A 17,611-nucleotide genomic window follows, 5' to 3' on the forward strand; every position below is an offset into this window, starting at 1 on the left:
ATGTCTTTACCCCCAAACCGGCTCCCGCTTTTGAGAGACATGCGTAGAAAAAAGGCCACCGTTTTCACGGTGGCCTGATCGTATCAGGTATTGAAGCGGAACAGCATCACATCGCCGTCATGGACGATGTATTCCTTACCTTCGTCCCGCGCTTTGCCTGCTTCCTTGGCACCGACTTCACCGTTGAACTTGATATAGTCTTCGTAGGCGATGGTCTGTGCGCGAATGAAGCCACGCTCGAAATCGGTATGAATGACGCCTGCCGCACCTGGAGCCTTGGTTCCGCGCTTGATAGTCCAGGCACGCGTTTCCTTGGGGCCAGCGGTGAAGTAGGTGATGAGGTCGAGAAGCTTGTAGCCAGCGCGAATGAGACGGTCTAGGCCGGGTTCTTCGAGGCCCATGGCGTCGAGATATTCCTTGGCTTCTTCGTCGGCAAGCTGGGCTACTTCTGCTTCAATAGCAGCCGAGATGATGACGCTCTCTGCGCCTTGTTCCGCAGCCATTTTAGCAACGGCTTCGCTATACTCGTTGCCCTTGGCAGCATCACCTTCGGCGACATTGCACACATAAAGCACTGGCTTGGAGGTAAGCAGGTTCAGACCCTTGAGGATCAGGAGATCGTCTGGTGCAATGTCTTTCAGCATCAGGCGAACAGGCTTGCCATTCTGCAACAGCTCGAGCGCCTGCTCCATGATAGGCAAGACCGTGGTTGCTTCCTTGTCCTTGCTGCTGGCGCGCTTGCGGATCTGCACGATGCGGCGCTCGATGCTTTCAAGGTCCGACAGCATCAGTTCCGTTTCAACGGTTTCTGCGTCAGACACTGGATCGATACGGCCTTCAACATGGGTGATGTCATCGTCTTCAAAGCAGCGCAGAACATGCACAATGGCGTCGACTTCGCGGATATTGGCAAGGAACTGGTTGCCCAGGCCTTCACCTTTGGAAGCTCCGCGCACCAGACCTGCAATATCAACGAAGTTGATGCGGGTAGGGATGATTTCCTTCGAGCCTGCGATTTTCGCAATGCCATTCTGACGTGGATCGGGAACCGCCACTTCGCCAGTGTTTGGTTCGATGGTGCAGAACGGATAGTTTGCAGCCTGTGCTGCGGCCGTCTTGGTCAGCGCGTTGAAGAGCGTGGACTTGCCGACGTTAGGCAGGCCGACGATGCCGCATTTGAAACCCATGATATTCGTCCCTTATCGCTTGACGCGGTAAATTGAGCGCACGGCGCCATTATGAAGCGCATTGGCGGATTGCAAATCCAGCCAGTGGCGTGATGAATTTTTGAAAGCCGGTTTGCCGCTTCCCAGAATGATCGGAATAGTTCCTATATCGATGATGTCAAGCAGACCGGCATCGAGAAATTGCCGCGCCAGATCGCCGCCACCCAAAAGCCAGATGCGCCCACTTGCGCCGAGAGCTTTGAGTTTCGCAAGCAGCTCGGCTGGTTTGCCAGTCATTGCGGCAGTGTTTGCGGGCAGATTGTCGAATTTCTGATGCGTTGCAACAACGACTGGCAGCGAGCCATACGGCCACTCTGGAATGGAACACATGACATCATAGGTCTGGCGTCCCATGACAATACCGGTAATGCCAGCCATGAATTCATCGAAGCCAAAGCCATCATCTGGCGGAAATTGTTCGAGCCAGTCAAAGCTACCGTCATCATTGGCGATGAAGCCATCAAGACTCATGGCAAACATATAAACGACTTCGCTCATGACTAGTCCTTCTTGCCAAGAAGTTTCTTGAGCATTTCTGCCATCGGGCCACTCGCGGGAATGCTTGATTTTGCGGCACTCTGGCGCGCCTGACGAATGTGGCTCTGTGCCTTGGGAGGAGCCTTAGCTGCCTGCTCTGGATCTGCTTTGAATCCACTCGGGCGCTGACTACCGTCACCCATGGCGATGGCCACGCGGTTCATGAAGCTGTTGTCTTCCTTCTTGGCAAGCAGGCTGACATTATCTGCGATAGCGCCAAAAAGTATATCAAGCCATTCGCTATCGACTTTTGCAAAATCGCCGAGAACGTAATTGTGAACCAGCTCCTTTGCGCCGGGATGGCCGATGCCAAGACGCATACGGCGATAATCTTTTCCGCCCGGAAAGGCCTGCACATGGGCGTCGATGGATTTGATTCCATTGTGGCCACCAGAACCGCCGCCGGTCTTGATGCGCAACTTTGCAGGCGCAAGGTCAAGTTCGTCGTAGATCACGACGAGGTCGGCAGGGGTCAGCTTGTAGAAGCGCATGGCTTCTCCAATCGACTGGCCAGAAAGGTTCATGAAAGTCATTGGCTTGATGAGAAGCACTTTTTCGCCGTCGATCACGCCATCGGCGATGTCCGCTTTGAACTTCTTCTGCCAATTTGAAAATCTATGGCGGCGGAATATTTCATCCACCGCCATAAAACCGATATTGTGACGGTTATGCGCATATTGGGGCCCCGGATTGCCAAGCCCTGCGATGAGCAGCATGGTTCTGAGCCCCTATATGCGGAAAGCGATTATTCGCCGTCCTTGGCTTCTTCAGCGCCTTCTGCATTTTCTTCCGACTTCAGGCCGGCAGGTGCAGCAATAGTAGCGATCGTGAAGTCACGGTCCTGAATGGCAGCAGTTGCACCCTTCGGCAGCTTGATAGCCGAAATGTGAACCGAGTCACCGATTTCGAGACCGGTCAGGTCGAATTCGAGAGCTTCCGGAATTGCGTTCGCTGGAACGATCAGTTCAACATCGTGACGAACGATGTTGAGAACGCCGCCGCGCTTGATGCCCGGTGCAGCTTCTTCGTTCTTGAAGTGAACTGGAACGTTGACGTGAACAACCGACTTCGCGGAAACGCGAAGGAAGTCGACGTGCTGTGGGAAGTCACGAACCGGATCAAGCTGGTAGTCCTTCGGGAGGACCTGAATTTTCTTGCCGTCTACTTCGATCGTAGCGATCGTGGTTTTGAAACCACCGCCGTGGATCTTGTAGTAAACTTCCTTATAAGGAACGGCGATTGCGAGGGGCTCCTGCTTGTCGCCATAGATGACTGCAGGAATCTGGCCGTTGCGGCGAAGTTCGCGGGAGGACCCCTTACCAACCCGGCTGCGCAGATCGGCCTTGAGCACGTAAGTATCGCTCATGGCATTACCTTTCAAAGTTACTGGAGTGTTGGTCGCAGTTTTTTATCTAAGCATGATCTTGTCCGAAAACCGGTTTCCACTTTTCGGGATCATGCTCCAGCGAACAACATGAAACAGCCCGTAATGACTTCCACAGTGTGAAAGACCGGACCGCCCCATTCCGCGTTGCCTCCAAGGGTGTCTACGCGGATGGCAGGCCTATAGCCCATAGGCTTTTCAAGCGCAAGTTTTTTGGGTTTGAAACACGCCTTCTGTGGGCTTTTCCTTTAACGGGTGGCATTAGCCGCGTCAAAAATGTTAAGCGGGTGCCTGATTGATCGCGGGTTCTCCTGTCGAGTCGTCCCAACATTCACAGAACAAAAGGAAACGAGATGCAGGTCGGTATCGACATGGGTTCTGTTGCTGGAAGCGGTACTGCTGCGGCAGGTGCGCTTGGTGGTGGCAAGCAGGCCATGCTTGATCTTGAAGAGCTTCTCGCAACCCGCCTGCTGGTTCAGGGAAATTCCGGATCAGGCAAATCGCATCTCCTTCGCCGCCTGCTTGAGCAGAGCGCCCAATGGGTGCAGCAATGCATTATAGATCCTGAAGGCGATTTCGTTACGCTGGCCGATATTCATGGCCATGTCGTCGTTGATGCTGCACGCACCGAAGCCGAACTGACGCGCATTGCCGGACGTATCCGTCAGCATCGGGTTTCCGTAGTACTCAATCTCGAAGGTCTCGACGTCGAACAGCAGATGCGTGCGGCTGCCGCTTTCCTCGGCGGCCTGTTCGATGCTGAACGAGATTACTGGTATCCAATGCTGGTTGTGGTCGATGAAGCGCAGCTTTTCGCACCGGCTGCTGCCGGCGAAGTATCGGATGAAGCCCGCAAGCTTTCCCTGGGTGCTATGACCAATCTTATGTGTCGCGGTCGTAAGCGCGGCCTCGCGGGGGTGATTGCCACACAACGTCTGGCCAAGCTTGCCAAGAATGTCGCTGCAGAAGCTTCCAACTTTCTGATGGGGCGTACTTTCCTTGATATTGATATGGCGCGCGCCGCCGATCTTCTCGGTATGGAGCGACGTCAGGCCGAAATGTTCCGAGACCTACAACGCGGTCACTTTGTGGCGCTTGGACCGGCATTGTCACGCCGTCCGCTGCCCATCAAAATCGGCAAGGTTGAAACTTCCGCGCGTTCATCGTCACCGAAGTTAATGCCATTGCCGGATGCGCCAGAAGATGCACGCGATCTCATCTTCACGCCTGCACCACAGGAAATCCGTACGGTTGTTCGACGAACCCCGCCGCCACCGCCGCCGCCATCAACAGCGGAAATTCTGGCGCAGGTCGCCAAACCCAAGCTTGAAGCGGAGCCCGTCGAAGCACCGTTGTTTCCTGGCATTGTGGAAGCAGAGCGCGAAGAACTGCTTGAAAAGGTGATGCGCGAAATTGTCGATGACCCGGAAGCATCGTTCCGTTCGGTCGCCGTGCTTTATCAGGATTTTCTGGTGCGTTGCCGTATTCATCGCGTTCCCGGGGAGCCTTTGGCGCTTCCCGCATTTCGTCGCCGGTTGGCGGTTGCGCAAGCGAGCATCAAGGGTGATGCCGCGACTGGCGAAACCTGGCAACAGGCTCTCACGCTGTCCGAAAGCCTCACCGATGATGTGCAGGGTGTGTTCCTGATTGTCGCGCAGGCGGCTGTGACGGGTGCGCCATGTCCTTCGGATGCGGCCCTCGCGCGCGCCTATGGCACGCATTCATTGAGCCGTGCTCGACGTCTCCTGACCTATTTTGAAGAGCGCGGTCTTCTTGTATTGCGTAATGACTTCAAAGGACTTCGCATCGTTAACTTCCCTGATCTTGGCTGTGAGACGGCGCCCGGTGATCCCAACGCGCCTGATGATCACATCGACGAAAGCACTGCTGCCGAGTAACGGACCTTCTGTGCAAATTGTCATCAACCTGTAATGATCCTCAGCAACTGCTTGGGGGATTATGCAGAGAGTGAACATGACAACAGAGCCGCAACCGGATTTCAGGGAATTATTCGCCACTTTTGGCAAGATCGGGTTGCTGTCGTTTGGTGGGCCTGCTGCGCAGATTGCCATGATGCAGCGAGTGATCGTTGACGAAAAGAAGTGGATGGATCAGGAGCGACTGATCCATGCTCTGAACTTCTGCATGCTTTTGCCCGGACCCGAAGCCATGCAACTTGCCACCTATTGCGGCTGGGCCGCCAAGGGTTGGCGTGGCGGGCTGCTTGCTGGGTTGCTCTTTGTTCTTCCCGGCGCTGCGGTCATGTTGGCGCTATCGGCACTCTATGTGGTCTTCGGTCATGTAGATGTGGTTGCCGGTCTCTTGTTTGGGCTGAAAGCGGCAGTTTTGGCGATTGTCTTTGAGGCTCTTTATCGAATGGCCAGGCGCACACTGACGTCTGGGTTTTCCTATGTAATAGCATTGCTGGCATTTATGTCGGTCGCGTTCCTCAAACTGCCATTTCCTTTGGTTGTGGCGCTAGCGGCGCTGGCAGGAGGAATGCGTTACTGGCTGCAGCGCGACGGGCATGGGTCGGCACATGGTGCGGTTGGTCCGAATGCAATGCGTGTAGCGACACAGCAGGCGCTCATCTGGGGCTCTCTCTGGGTTCTTCCTCTCATAGCGCTTTATCTGGCGTTTGGCGGACGTCATGTGTTCACGACAGAGGCTGTCTTTTTCTCAAAGCTTGCAGCTGTGACATTTGGCGGTGCCTACGCCGCGCTCTCCTATACTGCACAGCAGGCAGTCGAGCATTTTGGCTGGATGAAGCCCGGTGAGATGCTGACAGGACTTGGGCTTGCCGAAACCACGCCGGGCCCGCTGATCCTTGTACTGGTTTTTGTCGGCTTTATCGGGGCGTCCAATCTGTCGGGGCTCCCGCCGCTCGTGGGTGGTTTTTTCGGCGGCTTGATTGCGCTGTGGTTTACTTTCGTGCCGTGTTTTTTATGGATTTTTGTTGGCGCACCATTTCTGGAGCGGTTGCGCAAGGTACGTTGGCTAACCGCCATGCTGGCTGGGATAACAGCTGCAGTCGTCGGCGTGATTGCCAATCTTGCCCTGTGGTTTTCACTGCATGTGCTGTTTGGAACAGTAGTCGACCACCCAATAGGGGCTTTAACCCTGCCTCTGCCAGTGGTGAGCACAATAGACAATGCCGCCGTCCTGATTGCAGGCGCGGCGGCATTTTTACTTATTGTTCTGAAGCTCAACATGCCGCTCGTGCTTCTGCTCGCGGCATGTTTTGGTATCGCTATTCGCTTGATAGCGAATTAGTCGAACAGGCTCGAAACCGACTCTTCGGCCGCAGTGCGCGCGACCGCTTCACCGATGAGGCTGGAGATCGACAGAACGCGAATATTTGGAGCGTCATTGATTGCAGTGGTTGGCTGGATGGAGTCGGTAATGACCAGCTCTTTCAGCTTTGACGAAGCGATACGGGCAACAGCGCCGCCGGAGAGAACACCATGTGTGATGTAAGCGGTAACGCTCTTTGCGCCCTTGGCGAGCAGTGCTTCAGCTGCATTGCAGAGCGTGCCGCCAGAATCCACGATATCGTCGAACAGCAGGCAATCTTTGCCGGTCACGTCACCGATAACATTCATGACTTCCGATTCACCCGGACGTTCACGACGCTTGTCAACGATGGCCAGCTGCGCATCGATGCGCTTTGCAAGCGAGCGAGCGCGAACCACACCGCCAACGTCGGGCGAAACGACCATGCAATTGCCGGTCGCGTAGTTTGCCTTCACATCGCGTGCGATAACTGGAACGGCATAGAGATTGTCGGTCGGGATATCGAAGAAACCCTGAATCTGACCCGCATGAAGATCAAGCGTCAGAACGCGGTTAGCACCTGCTTCGGTGATAAGGTTTGCGACAAGCTTTGCGGAGATTGGTGTGCGTGGGCCAGGCTTACGATCCTGACGCGCATAGCCGAAATAAGGAAGAACGGCTGTGATGCGGCGTGCCGATGAACGACGGAACGCATCAATCATGATGAGCAGTTCCATCAGATTGTCGTTTGCCGGGTAGGATGTCGATTGCAGTACGAATACGTCTTCGCCGCGTACGTTTTCCTGAATCTCTACGAAGATTTCCTGATCGGCGAAACGGCGTACAGTTGCCTTGCCAAGCGGGACGTTGAGATATTGAGCAACGGATTCGGCAAGAACCCGGTTGGAGTTGCCTGCGAAAAGTTTCATTCTTTTTGCCTCTGAAGCCGGAGCAGTTTCGTTCTGTCGCAAAAAGTCCGTGAAACGGACGTAATCTCTGGTTTGAGCGAAACCCAACACAAATCCGGGTGCGCTCTGTCATTCTTAAAAAGCTTTAAAGCCGCGGGTTCTATGACGATTGGTCAAGTGCCGCAGCTTGCAAGGTTTTCTCGAATGTGCGGCCTATTGCAAAGAGTCACCGCCATTGCAAGGCCTGAGGGAAAACAATTGCAGTAAAAAGCGATCGCAAAGTGCTTTCCCACAGGGCTGACACGCGATTCAGCAAAAGATTTCAGTCTTTTGCTGAATCAGCTCGTTTTCATGCGCGATTTGCCGCAAGCCAGGTGGAATACTCCTGCATGGTCTTATCGGCGATGGATTGCATGGCAGAGGGCGGAACGATGCTCCATGAGTCTGCGGACGCGCCCGGAACTTTTTCCTGCCCCTGTATGCGGTGAAGGCGGTTACCGGAAGCATCCATCACATCCCAGACGTATAGGATCGTTGTCTGGTTATCTTCAGACAAAACCGAGAAATAGCCCTTCATCACATAAGCGGCGTCGGTGCCATTATTGCCTGCAAGCTCGACACCCTTGGCGCGTGCATCATCATTGATGCGATGAGTAAGCGGGGTCAAGACATTGACGGGCGCGCCAATGATGGGAGCTATGTAAAGCTTGCCCGGTTTGAGTGAGGCCGTACGCGCGGGCGGTGTCGCTGGTGTTGTTGTAACTGCCGGGGGTGAGGTTGGGGCAGTAGTCTGACCTGTAGAAGCTTGGCCCGTGGCCGGTGTTGTGGTTTGTCCAGATTGCTGGTTAGTTCCCTGCACGTTCAATGCAGTTTCGGTGCTGTTGCAGGCGGCAAGCAGTCCAGCAAGCAACAACATCATAGAAAGATGTGCCTTGTTCATGTTCGGCTTCATGCTCCTGAAAGCGCAGACCACTCCTGCGCTATGAACGGAGTTTATCGCTTATCCTGCGTCACTTGACAATAATGTCTAGTGAATGGCGGGACAGCGGTACGGCAGCGCCATTTGTCGTCAAGTAAGTCTGGCCAAGCGTCATCGCGGTTTCGGTGTCAGAATCCATGATGATCATGTGCGCAAACAGCGTCATGTCGGGCTGGATGCTTTCCGGGTTACCGGAATAGAACATCTGCGGGTCCATCCATGATGGTGTAAAGCGCGCACCGACAGAATAGCCGCAAGCATTCAGGCGATGACGGGTAAGGCCATGCGCTTCCATCGTGCGGGAATGCGCATCGAACACGTCGCCAAAGGTTGAGGCCGGTGTCATGGCTGTCTCGACAGCTTCCAGCGCTTCTCGTGCGGCATTGTAGAGCTTTAGATGCTCTGCCTTTGGCTGGCCGATGATGACGGTTCGCATCATCGGTGCGTGGTAGTGTCGGAAGACGCCTGACCATTCCAGTGTGAGCTGATCATTCGCAGAAAGTTTGCGACGGCCTGCTTTGTAGCGGCATAAAAGTGCATCAGCGCCGGAGCCGATAATATATTCATTGGCCGGATAATCGCCATCGCCGGCAAAGTTCGCGCTCATCATGGCCGCCAGAATGTCGGCTTCGCTTGCGCCTGCCTTGGTGAGTTTCAGTGCAGCATCCAGCGCATCATCACTCAGTTCGGCGGCACGCTTGGCATAGGCGATTTCTGCGGGGCTCTTGAGAAGACGCAACCGGTCAACCATACCGGAGGCGTCAAAAAGCTTGGCAAAGCTTTGCAATTGTTCATCGAGCTTTCGTGCGTTGGCCCCGGTCAGCCCGTGGGTCTGGTATTCAATGCCGATGCGCGTGCCGAGCAGATCAAGCTCAGTCAGGATATTGCGCAGATCGATGGCCGGATTGGCATTGTCGCGATCGGTCCAGACGGTAATATTTTCGATATTGGAGGTGTGACGCGCCTGTCTCAGATCGGCAGAGCGGGTCATCAACACTGTCGATCCGTCAGCCTTCACCACGAGGCACTGGAAGAAGCAAAAGCCGAACGTGTCATAGCCGGTCAGCCAGTACATGCTTTCCTGTGCGAACAGCAGCAGAGCATCAAGCTTCTCTTCCTCCATCTTCAAGATCAGACGGTCGCGACGTGCAGCGAATTCTTCCGGCTCGAAGTGAAGGGCCATGTGGTTCTCCTAATCGTTTACGATAGCGATGGCGGCAATTTGACGACCGTAATCAGGCTCGTTGCGGTGCGTCGTGCGCCGGTAGGAATAGAACTGATCTTCATTGGCATAAGTGCACTGGCGCAGTGCTTCGGCTTTCACATTGGCCTTGGTCAGGCGATCTGTGATGAAGGTCCAGAGATCAAAAAGCTTGTGACCTTCCTTGCCTGAAGGTTGGAAATATTTGTCATAGCTTACGTCTTTGCCAGTGAACTCGGCATAGAATTCCGGACCGACCTCGTAATTTTCAGGGCCGATTGTTGGGCCCAGCACCGCAACAATATTCTCACGCTTTGCGCCAAGTTCGATCATGGCTTCAATCGTGTTTTCGAGAACGCCGGTAAATGCACCACGCCATCCTGCATGAGCCGATCCAATGACACCGGCTTCATGATCGGCAAACAGAACAGGACCGCAATCCGCAGACAAAGCGCCGATTGCAATGCCCGGCACATTTGTGACCATGGCGTCAGCCTTGGGGCGTGGGCTGCTGAACGGCTCAGTGACGCGGAGCACATCGGGCGAATGAACCTGATGCACGGTCATCAAATGATCGGATGCGACGCCAAGCGTTTCAGCAACACGACGGCGATTCTCCGTCACCAGTTCCGGTACATCATTTGACCCGCTGCCGACATTCAGACCGGCATAGATGCCATCTGAAACGCCGCCTTTTCGGGTGAAAAAGCCATGCGCAATGCGCTTGCCGTTGTGTCCGGCATGGCCATCCAACAGGGCGGAGCGAAGCGGTTGCGGCTTATCGGTCATTGGCTTTCTCTTTTCAAACGGCGGGATGTTGGGGGAGGCAAGTCAGCTTGTCAATCGCAGCTTTTTGACAGCGAGCTAGGCTGAGGGTTGGTGCAGTGCGGTTTCAAACGGGAAGATCGCGGTTGCCGGATCTGCAATCGTAAGCGCCTTAAATAGTGTCCCCATCTGATCAGGTGCTGCGAGTCGCTCAACGTCTTCGCGAATCTTGTTCTGAAATGCCGCATCGCGTCCAGTACCGAGACGGCCTGCGCGGTCAATAAGACCCATAGCCAGGAGAAAATCGCCCTGCGTCATGGTTCCCGTCTTGCATCCGCAATTGCGTGCAGTTCTTTCCAACATGTCGAAATCGACGTGGCTGGTGAGGTCTGCCTCGCCGGGATGCGCGAAAACATCGTCATAGGCATGTTTCAGCATCGCTTGCAGCGTATCGCCAAGGCCCGATTGAAGGTGTCCATAATCGATTGTGAGTGCGGCTCCACGCGTTGCCGCAATTCGCTGTGCAATCTCCTGCATCAAAGCCGTGCGGGCAGGGGCGGCTTCAAAGATTGTCCCTTCGGGAGCGGTCTGATGGTCGGGTGGTAACAAAGCTTCGTCAATGCCACCAGCCCCGCTCACAAACTGGAATTCGTCCTGCTCATCAAGTACAATCAGCCTTTCGACAAAGCGGCCATTGGCTTTAACGAATTGTCGAAACGGTATTGCATCGAACAGCTCGTTGGATACGAGAATCAACGGGCCGTCTGGAATGCTCGAAAAGTTCTCGAACCATTCGATTGAATGGCCCAGACCAGAGAGCTTTTCTTTTTGCTTTTCAATCAGTCGTGGACTGGTTTCGACCATTGCAACGCGCGTGGCTGCGAACATCTGAGGCGCAAGCTGTTTGATCGTGCGCAGTATGTCGCTCATTAGTGTCCCGCGACCGGGTCCAATTTCGCACAGGACCGCGTTGTCAGGGCGGCCGAGCGCATCCCATATGCCGACGCACCATATGCCGATCAGTTCGCCAAACATCTGACTGACCTCGGGCGCGGTAATAAAGTCACCGCCACGTCCGAATGGTTCGCGTGTTGTATAGTAGCCTGATTCACGGTCGCCGAGGCATGCAGCCATATAATCGGCGACGCTGATCGGTCCCGTGGTTCCGATCAGCCGCTTCAAACGATCTTTGAGTGTTACCTCAGGCATTCTTTGCTACAGCCCGGTTTGCACGCAACATTGCCCAAAGCCCAATCAAGACCATCGGCACCGACAGCACCATGCCCATGGTGAGCCACCCGCCGAAAAGATAGCCAAGCTGTGCGTCTGGTTCACGGAAGAACTCGACGATAATGCGGCTGAGGCCGTAGCCTGCAACAAAGGTGCCGGCGATGAAGCCGGGCGCTTTGAGTTTTTTGCCCACCCAGATGAGCAGGAACAGAACGAAAAACAGCACGAAACCTTCAAGGAAGGCTTCATAGAGCTGGCTCGGGTGACGCGGCAGTGGGCCACCATTGGGGAAATAGACAGCCCAAGGCACATCGCTGACGCGGCCCCAGAGTTCCTGATTAATGAAATTGGCGATACGCACGACGCCAAGGCCTATGGGGACGCCTGCTGCAATCGTATCAAACATGCTCCAGACTTTGATGGCGCGTGAGCGCGCGAACAGGATCATGGCAACCGTGGTACCAAGAATGCCGCCATGGAATGACATGCCGCCATCCCAAACGGCCGGAATAGCCAGTGGATTGGAGAGATAGTAGGAGAAGTTATAGAACAGGACGTAGCCGATACGGCCACCGAGCACCACGCCGAGTGCCGCCCAGATGACAAAGTCGTCGAGCGCTTCGGGCTGCATGGGCGGCTGATTATTGCCCCAAAGGCGATGATTGCGCAAAAGCTTCTTGCCGTACCACCATGCAAACATGATGCCGACAACATAACCAAGACCATACCAATGAACGGCAAGCGGGCCGATGGAGAAAATCACCGGATCGATATTTGGAAAAGCCAGAGCCGAAACCGGCAGCAACGTCTCTATCATACAAGAACTCCATTTTCCGGCGGACCATGCGCGACGATATCTGAGTGGTCAAGTGATCACGATTATACAGCTTCGCTTGCATCAGAACCGAGACAGCCCTATTTCCAATTTATGTTTTCAACAAGCCTGTATCGAAGATAGGGAAGAATGCCATGACCAGCGGACAAAACCGGGTTCTCGATGAACTCGCCAAGCTTGTGACCGATGCGGCAGGCGCTGCGCAAGGCGTGCGCCGCGAGGTGGAGACAGCTTTGCGATCGCAGAGCGAACGCGTGCTCAACACGCTTGACGTGGTGCAGCGCGAGGACTTTGAAGCCGTGCGTGAAATGGCAATTAAAGCGCGTGCTGAAAACAGTGCTTTGCTTGTTAAAATTGAAGCTTTGGAAGCGCGTCTTGCCAAACTTGAAGTTGATTCGAGTGCCAAAACGACGAAAACCTCTGCTCAGACGTCTAAATCCAAAGATAATTCATAATTTTTTATTAACAGGCCGCAAGTGGCAAAAACCCTTGTCTTAGAGTCGGTTAAGGCAAGGGTTGCGGCCCGCCCCAATCATATTTCCACATGCTTTAATGCCTCTTTTTAGAAAAGGGGCTGGCGTTCAGATTCAGCATCAATAGACTGAAAACACTACATGATTCGTAACGCAGTCATGTGGGCAGCGGCGAGGGGCTGTAGTTCTAGTTTTCGCGTCTTTCAGGCTGCTTTCCAGTATCAGTTGCGTATGTGCGTGTGCCATTGAGGCGTTGCATGCTTTTCAAGCATGTCGGTTCCTCAACCGATCAATTCGTGCCTGTTTTTCTGCGCTCAGTCTTGCGTGGTGATGGGTGCGGGCGAGCAATAACTTGCGCGCCGGGAATTTGGAGGTGTCTTTCGAGGCGCTTCCCAGAACAGGAAACGGACATGAGCCTTCTTGAGCTTGAATTTGCACGCGAAGCGCATCCTGTGGATGTGATCGAGCACGTTGCGAATTCAAACGACTGGACGTTCGAGCGGACTGGCGACGATGAAATTGCAATTTCGGTAGCGGGTAACTGGACCGACTACCACATCTCGTTCTCCTGGATGGAGGACTTTGAAGCGTTGCACCTGGCTTGCGCCTTTGACATCAAGGTTGCGGAGCCGCGCGTCAATGAAGTGATGCGGTTGCTTTCGCTGATCAATGAAAAACTTCTGATGGGTCATTTTGATCTCTGGCAGCAGGAAGGTGCGATCATGTATCGCCAGTCGTTGCTGCTGGCCGGTGGTGCAGAGCCAACCAGCCGTCAGGTTGAAGTGCTGTTGTCGGCGGCACTTGAAGCTTGTGAAACCTATTTCCAGGCATTTCAGTTTGTTGTCTGGTCGGGTGTCAGCGCGCGTGAATCGCTTGAAAGCGTTGTCTTCGAGACAGTTGGGCGCGCATAAGCATTAGAGATCCCGGTAAACTGCCGGGATCTATTTCAGGGGATTTATTATGAGTGCAGCGGAAACGATCAGCTGGGGCGATTTCGAGAAAGTCGATATCCGCACGGGGACCATTGTTGAAGCCGTTCCATTTCCTGAAGCGCGTAAACCTGCTTTTAAACTGAAAATCGATTTTGGTGAAAAGATCGGTGTCAAAAAGTCTTCCGCCCAGATAACGAAGCATTATCAACCGGAAGATCTGATCGGGCGTCAGGTAATGGCAGTGGTCAACTTCCCACCACGTCAGATTGGCCCCTTTATGTCCGAAGTCCTGACACTTGGCTTTCCAGATGAGAATGGCGAGGTTGTTCTCGCTGCTATCGATAAGAAAGTCCAAAACGGCGTCAAACTGTTCTGATCTTATAGCTGTGATTTGTGCATATCGCATGTTCTGTGCGATTGGTTGTGCAAGCAACGTATAGGAATAAGACAGATGCAGGGAACAATTGCTGTAGCATTGGGCGGTGCGCTGGGGAGCGTTTTGCGCTACTGGTTTGCCATCTGGCTGGCCCCTGTCAGCCGCGAACTGCCTTGGGGCACAATTGTCGTCAATATCATCGGTTCGTTTGCAATCGCCTTTTTTGGTGCACTGACGATGGCCTCGAGCCGCTTCGAAGTGCCTGAAATCTGGCGTCTCGCCTTCATGGTCGGCATTTGCGGCGGCTTCACCACCTTCTCCTCATTCAGCGTGCAAACCTTCGAGTTGCTGCGTCTCGGCATGCCGGGACGCGCACTGCTGAATGTTAGCATATCGCTTTTTGCGTGCCTCGCCGCGACAGCACTTGGCTATGTGGCAGCGCAGGCGATCAGTCGGGTTTAAGCCGGAATACGGATAATTGCTCTCAGGCCGCCTGTGGGGGCGTCTTCAAGATCGATATCGCCGCCGTGACTTCTGGCAATGTCACGCGCGATGGCGAGGCCAAGGCCACCAGTGCCGCCGGAATCCTGCGTGCGCGCTTCATCCAGGCGCACAAAGGGTTTGAAGACGTCTTCACGTCGATCTTCCGGGATGCCGGGGCCATCGTCATCGACGATAATTTTCAGCCAGCCATCGTCATGGGTAATTGACAGCTCGACATTATCCGCATGGCGGAAGGCATTGGAGACAAGATTGCTGACAAGGCGTGAGAAGGCATTCGGACGAACATTGACCTCGCTGTCGCCTTCGATTGAATACTTGAAGCCACGCTCGCGCAGTCGCGCTTCGTTCGCGAGCTTGTCACACAGCAGGCGCACGTCATAGGTCGCAGCTTCTTCCGAGCCTTCGCCACGTGCAAAGGCAAGATAGCCTTCAAGCATCGTCTGCATGTCGGCGATGTCCTGGTTGAGCGGCTCTGTATCGATTGCGTTACCGGTTAGTGCCAGTTGCAGCTTGAAGCGCGTCAGAATCGTGCGCAGATCGTGGCTGACGCCGGAAAGCATGGCGGTGCGCTGTTCAATTTGCCGTTCGATACGTGAGCGCATCTGGATAAATGCAATGCCTGCGCGGCGAACTTCTTCGGCGCCGTGCGGACGGAAGCCTTCGGGCATCGGTCGACCCTTACCAAAACTTTCGGCTGCTTGCGAGAGCTGCTGGATGGGTTTGATCTGGTTGCGCAGGAAGGCGATTGCGATGATCAACAGTACAAGCGCGGTACCGATCATCCATGTGAGGAAGATACCGGTATTGGACGCATAGGCCTGACTGCGACGTGCGAAGACACGCAGCACCTTGTCGTCGAGCTTAATCCGAATCTCGATCAGATCGGAATCGCCGACTGTATCGACCCAGAAAGGGCGATTGATCTGGCGAGTGATCTCTTCGCTCAGGAAGTAATCGAGAATAGCGAAGAAGGGTTTCGGCCCGGGTGGCGGCAGCGGATCGGGTGGCAGGATCGAAATGTTCAGCCCTAGACGCTGCTGCGAAATGCGGATCAGATTGTCGTAGCCGGGTTCTTGCGGATAGGTTTCCAGAATGTCGATTATCGCGGAGATATCGCGCACGACAGCCGTGGAAAGCCGTTCAGTCACCATCTGCCAGTGACGTTCCATGAACACATAGGCAATCACGGACTGAAGCAGAACCATTGGCGCAATGATAATGATAAGCGAACGCGCATAGAGCCCTTTGGGCATACGGCGCGCAAACCAGCGCGTGAGTGTTTTCCAGAGCGATTTCATCGTCTCAGAATACTCCAGACGGTTCTGCAAATTCTATGTCTTCGGTCACGCTCTGAAATTTGCGACGCTCCGCTCTTTCTAGATCCAAAGCGCGTTTCGATCGGATCGGCGCTCCAAATCTTTGATTTAACGCGCATTCCGAAAACCGCTTCGCACTTTCCGGGAGGCGCTCTAAACGCTACTCGATGCTCAGCTTATAGCCGATGCCGCGAACGGTTTGCAGCCAGACGGGATTAGCCGGGTCCTGCTCGATCTTGCGACGCAGGCGGTTGATCTGCACATCAATTGTGCGTTCGCCGACATCGCCGTCCTGTCCGGTCAGTTCATGACGCGGAATGGTTTCACCGGCACGCTCGGCGAAAATCGCCATGATATCCTGCTCGCGATCCGTGAGCTTGATTGTCTCGGTGCCCTTCTTCAATTCGCGACGCGGAATGAAGAAGGTGTAAGGTCCAAAAACGATCTGTTCGATTTTCAGCTGGGACGGTGACGCACCACGGCGGAGGATATTGTTGATACGCAAGATCAGTTCGCGTGGATCAAAAGGCTTTGGCAGATAGTCATCTGCGCCTGCTGACAGACCATCGATCCTGCTGTCGGTTTCTGACAAAGCGGTCAGCATCAGGATCGGCACGCTTTTCTGCTCACGCAGTGAACGGGTCAGCGAGACACCGGTTTCGCCGGGCATCATCACGTCGAGGATTAGCAGGTCGAAATCGATGCCTTCGAGCTTGCGGCGCGCTTCTGCTGCGCTGCCAGCCATGGTCACTCGAAAACCGCTAGTCGTCAGATATTGCGAAAGCAGGCTGCGAATTCGCGTGTCATCATCGACAACAAGAAGATGTGGCGCGTCGTCGGAAAGGTTGTTTTCATCTACAGCCATGGCGTCGTTCGATCCCATCCTGTTTATATATTGCCGTCAGCGGAGGCTGTGCGGCCCTGGGCTTTTATTATAGGCATGCCGCAGAAAGCTGGTCTCATAGTTTCTACGGCGAGCTGCATCTTAGCCACTGCAAGACAGCGCGTCTATCTGAGGCTTGCACTGTAGGCGATTAGCCCCCAGCCTTATCGAGCCTGGGTTCAGATGCTGCGCCAGCCGTTTCAGTGGCCGCGAAATCGTCAATCTGGGCACGGCGTTCAGGATTGACCATATTATAAAGAAACCGCTCAATGACTTCGCGTTCTGCAGCACCGGATTCTTCCAATGCCCGCGCGATGCGGCGCGACTGTGGCAAAGCAAGTGCAAGCGTGAGTTGTCGCCCACTTTTTGTGGGATAAAGTTTGCGGTGACGGCGATCGTGTAAACCAGTGGCCTGTACAACATGGCCGGTATCGATCAGTTGCTTGAGAACGCGCGACAGGCTCTGTTTGGTAATGCGGAGCACTTCCAGAAGCTCGGCCACCGTCATGCCGGGCTTGCGATTGATGAAATAAAGCACACGGTGATGGGCGCGGCCAAATCCGATCTTCTCGAGGATCAGGTCCGGGTCGGCGGTGAAATCGCGATAAGAGAAGAACAGCAGTTCAATGACGTTGAGATCGTCAGCCTCCAGACACGTCAGAGGATTGCTGATATAGTTAACGTCGTTCGTCGAATTCACATCGAAGCTCCATCCTGTTGCGATAAATATGTCAGCATTGTTGACATAACTCAATCGCCAAGATAATTTTTGGTAAGTGCAGGCTGCTT

General features: G+C 54.4%; 19 protein-coding genes. 6 read left to right on the forward strand and 13 right to left on the reverse strand.

Annotation, left to right across the window (positions count from 1 at the left end; all coding sequences use genetic code 11):
* Positions 1-83: 83 nt before the first annotated feature.
* From ychF to QBD00_RS01240, 4 genes are read right to left on the reverse strand one after another with little or no spacing between them, the layout of a single operon-like run.
* Positions 84-1,187, reverse strand: a complete 1,104-nt coding sequence (ychF, locus tag QBD00_RS01225; RefSeq protein ID WP_095447104.1) for a redox-regulated ATPase YchF — start codon at positions 1,185-1,187, stop codon at positions 84-86.
* Between the two features lie 12 nt (positions 1,188-1,199).
* Positions 1,200-1,724: a dihydrofolate reductase family protein gene (locus QBD00_RS01230; protein ID WP_095447103.1), complete on the reverse strand. Its 525-nt coding sequence runs from the start codon at positions 1,722-1,724 to the stop codon at positions 1,200-1,202.
* Between the two features lie 2 nt (positions 1,725-1,726).
* Positions 1,727-2,479 (reverse strand): aminoacyl-tRNA hydrolase, encoded by a 753-nt coding sequence (gene pth / locus QBD00_RS01235; RefSeq protein WP_095447102.1) that lies wholly within the window; start codon positions 2,477-2,479, stop codon positions 1,727-1,729.
* Between the two features lie 29 nt (positions 2,480-2,508).
* Complete coding sequence (locus QBD00_RS01240) at positions 2,509-3,129, reverse strand: 50S ribosomal protein L25/general stress protein Ctc (protein ID WP_095447101.1); 621 nt, start codon at positions 3,127-3,129, stop codon at positions 2,509-2,511.
* A 371-nt stretch (positions 3,130-3,500) separates the two neighbouring features.
* Here QBD00_RS01240 and QBD00_RS01245 point away from each other — a divergent pair, with 371 nt between their 5' ends.
* Positions 3,501-5,045, forward strand: a complete 1,545-nt coding sequence (locus tag QBD00_RS01245; protein ID WP_264232234.1) for a helicase HerA domain-containing protein — start codon at positions 3,501-3,503, stop codon at positions 5,043-5,045.
* A gap of 76 nt (positions 5,046-5,121) precedes the next feature.
* Positions 5,122-6,420, forward strand: coding sequence for a chromate efflux transporter (gene chrA, locus QBD00_RS01250; protein WP_318578480.1), 1,299 nt, complete (start codon positions 5,122-5,124; stop codon positions 6,418-6,420).
* Here chrA and QBD00_RS01255 read toward each other — a convergent pair.
* From QBD00_RS01255 to lgt, 6 genes are all read right to left on the reverse strand, one after another.
* Positions 6,417-7,349: a ribose-phosphate pyrophosphokinase gene (locus QBD00_RS01255; RefSeq protein ID WP_095447098.1), complete on the reverse strand. Its 933-nt coding sequence runs from the start codon at positions 7,347-7,349 to the stop codon at positions 6,417-6,419. The two genes, chrA and QBD00_RS01255, sit on opposite strands and share 4 nt — an antisense overlap.
* A 328-nt stretch (positions 7,350-7,677) precedes the next feature.
* A complete protein-coding gene (locus QBD00_RS01260; RefSeq protein ID WP_318578481.1) occupies positions 7,678-8,280 on the reverse strand; it encodes a hypothetical protein in 603 nt (200 codons plus the stop codon).
* Positions 8,281-8,338: 58 nt separating this feature from the next.
* Positions 8,339-9,490 carry a M24 family metallopeptidase gene (locus QBD00_RS01265; protein WP_095447096.1) on the reverse strand — a complete coding sequence of 384 codons (1,152 nt, stop codon included), beginning with the start codon at positions 9,488-9,490 and terminating at the stop codon, positions 8,339-8,341.
* Between the two features lie 9 nt (positions 9,491-9,499).
* On the reverse strand, positions 9,500-10,297 hold the full coding sequence (pgeF, locus tag QBD00_RS01270; RefSeq protein ID WP_095447095.1) for a peptidoglycan editing factor PgeF: 798 nt from the start codon (positions 10,295-10,297) through the stop codon (positions 9,500-9,502).
* A 75-nt stretch (positions 10,298-10,372) separates the two neighbouring features.
* A complete protein-coding gene (locus tag QBD00_RS01275) occupies positions 10,373-11,482 on the reverse strand; it encodes a class I SAM-dependent methyltransferase (RefSeq protein WP_318578482.1) in 1,110 nt (369 codons plus the stop codon).
* Complete coding sequence (gene lgt, locus QBD00_RS01280) at positions 11,475-12,320, reverse strand: prolipoprotein diacylglyceryl transferase (RefSeq protein WP_318578483.1); 846 nt, start codon at positions 12,318-12,320, stop codon at positions 11,475-11,477. The genes QBD00_RS01275 and lgt overlap by 8 nt, the downstream gene beginning before the upstream one ends.
* Before the next feature lie 152 nt (positions 12,321-12,472).
* Here lgt and QBD00_RS01285 point away from each other — a divergent pair, with 152 nt between their 5' ends.
* The 4 genes from QBD00_RS01285 to crcB all read left to right on the forward strand — a co-directional run bounded on the left by QBD00_RS01285 (position 12,473) and on the right by crcB (position 14,581).
* Positions 12,473-12,793 carry an accessory factor UbiK family protein gene (locus QBD00_RS01285; protein ID WP_134154702.1) on the forward strand — a complete coding sequence of 107 codons (321 nt, stop codon included), beginning with the start codon at positions 12,473-12,475 and terminating at the stop codon, positions 12,791-12,793.
* Between the two features lie 428 nt (positions 12,794-13,221).
* A complete protein-coding gene (locus tag QBD00_RS01290; protein WP_024899435.1) occupies positions 13,222-13,722 on the forward strand; it encodes a YbjN domain-containing protein in 501 nt (166 codons plus the stop codon).
* Positions 13,723-13,771: 49 nt separating this feature from the next.
* Positions 13,772-14,119 carry a tRNA-binding protein gene (locus QBD00_RS01295; protein WP_151095160.1) on the forward strand — a complete coding sequence of 116 codons (348 nt, stop codon included), beginning with the start codon at positions 13,772-13,774 and terminating at the stop codon, positions 14,117-14,119.
* 75 nt (positions 14,120-14,194) lie between these two features.
* Positions 14,195-14,581: a fluoride efflux transporter CrcB gene (crcB, locus tag QBD00_RS01300; protein WP_318578484.1), complete on the forward strand. Its 387-nt coding sequence runs from the start codon at positions 14,195-14,197 to the stop codon at positions 14,579-14,581.
* Here crcB and QBD00_RS01305 read toward each other — a convergent pair.
* The 3 genes from QBD00_RS01305 to QBD00_RS01315 all read right to left on the reverse strand — a co-directional run bounded on the left by QBD00_RS01305 (position 14,578) and on the right by QBD00_RS01315 (position 17,522).
* A complete protein-coding gene (locus tag QBD00_RS01305; protein WP_095447088.1) occupies positions 14,578-15,921 on the reverse strand; it encodes an ATP-binding protein in 1,344 nt (447 codons plus the stop codon). The genes crcB and QBD00_RS01305 overlap by 4 nt on opposite strands.
* A gap of 178 nt (positions 15,922-16,099) precedes the next feature.
* Entirely contained in the window at positions 16,100-16,822 is a 723-nt protein-coding gene (locus tag QBD00_RS01310; protein ID WP_095447087.1) for a response regulator, read from the reverse strand.
* Positions 16,823-16,973: 151 nt separating this feature from the next.
* The gene (locus QBD00_RS01315) at positions 16,974-17,522 is read right to left on the reverse strand and encodes a MarR family winged helix-turn-helix transcriptional regulator (protein ID WP_095447942.1); all 549 of its coding nucleotides are present in this window, start codon (positions 17,520-17,522) and stop codon (positions 16,974-16,976) included.
* Positions 17,523-17,611: the final 89 nt, after the last annotated feature.

Source organism: Ochrobactrum sp. AN78, from assembly GCF_029909885.1.
In the GTDB taxonomy this organism is placed as follows: Bacteria; Pseudomonadota; Alphaproteobacteria; order Rhizobiales; family Rhizobiaceae; genus Brucella; species Brucella quorumnocens.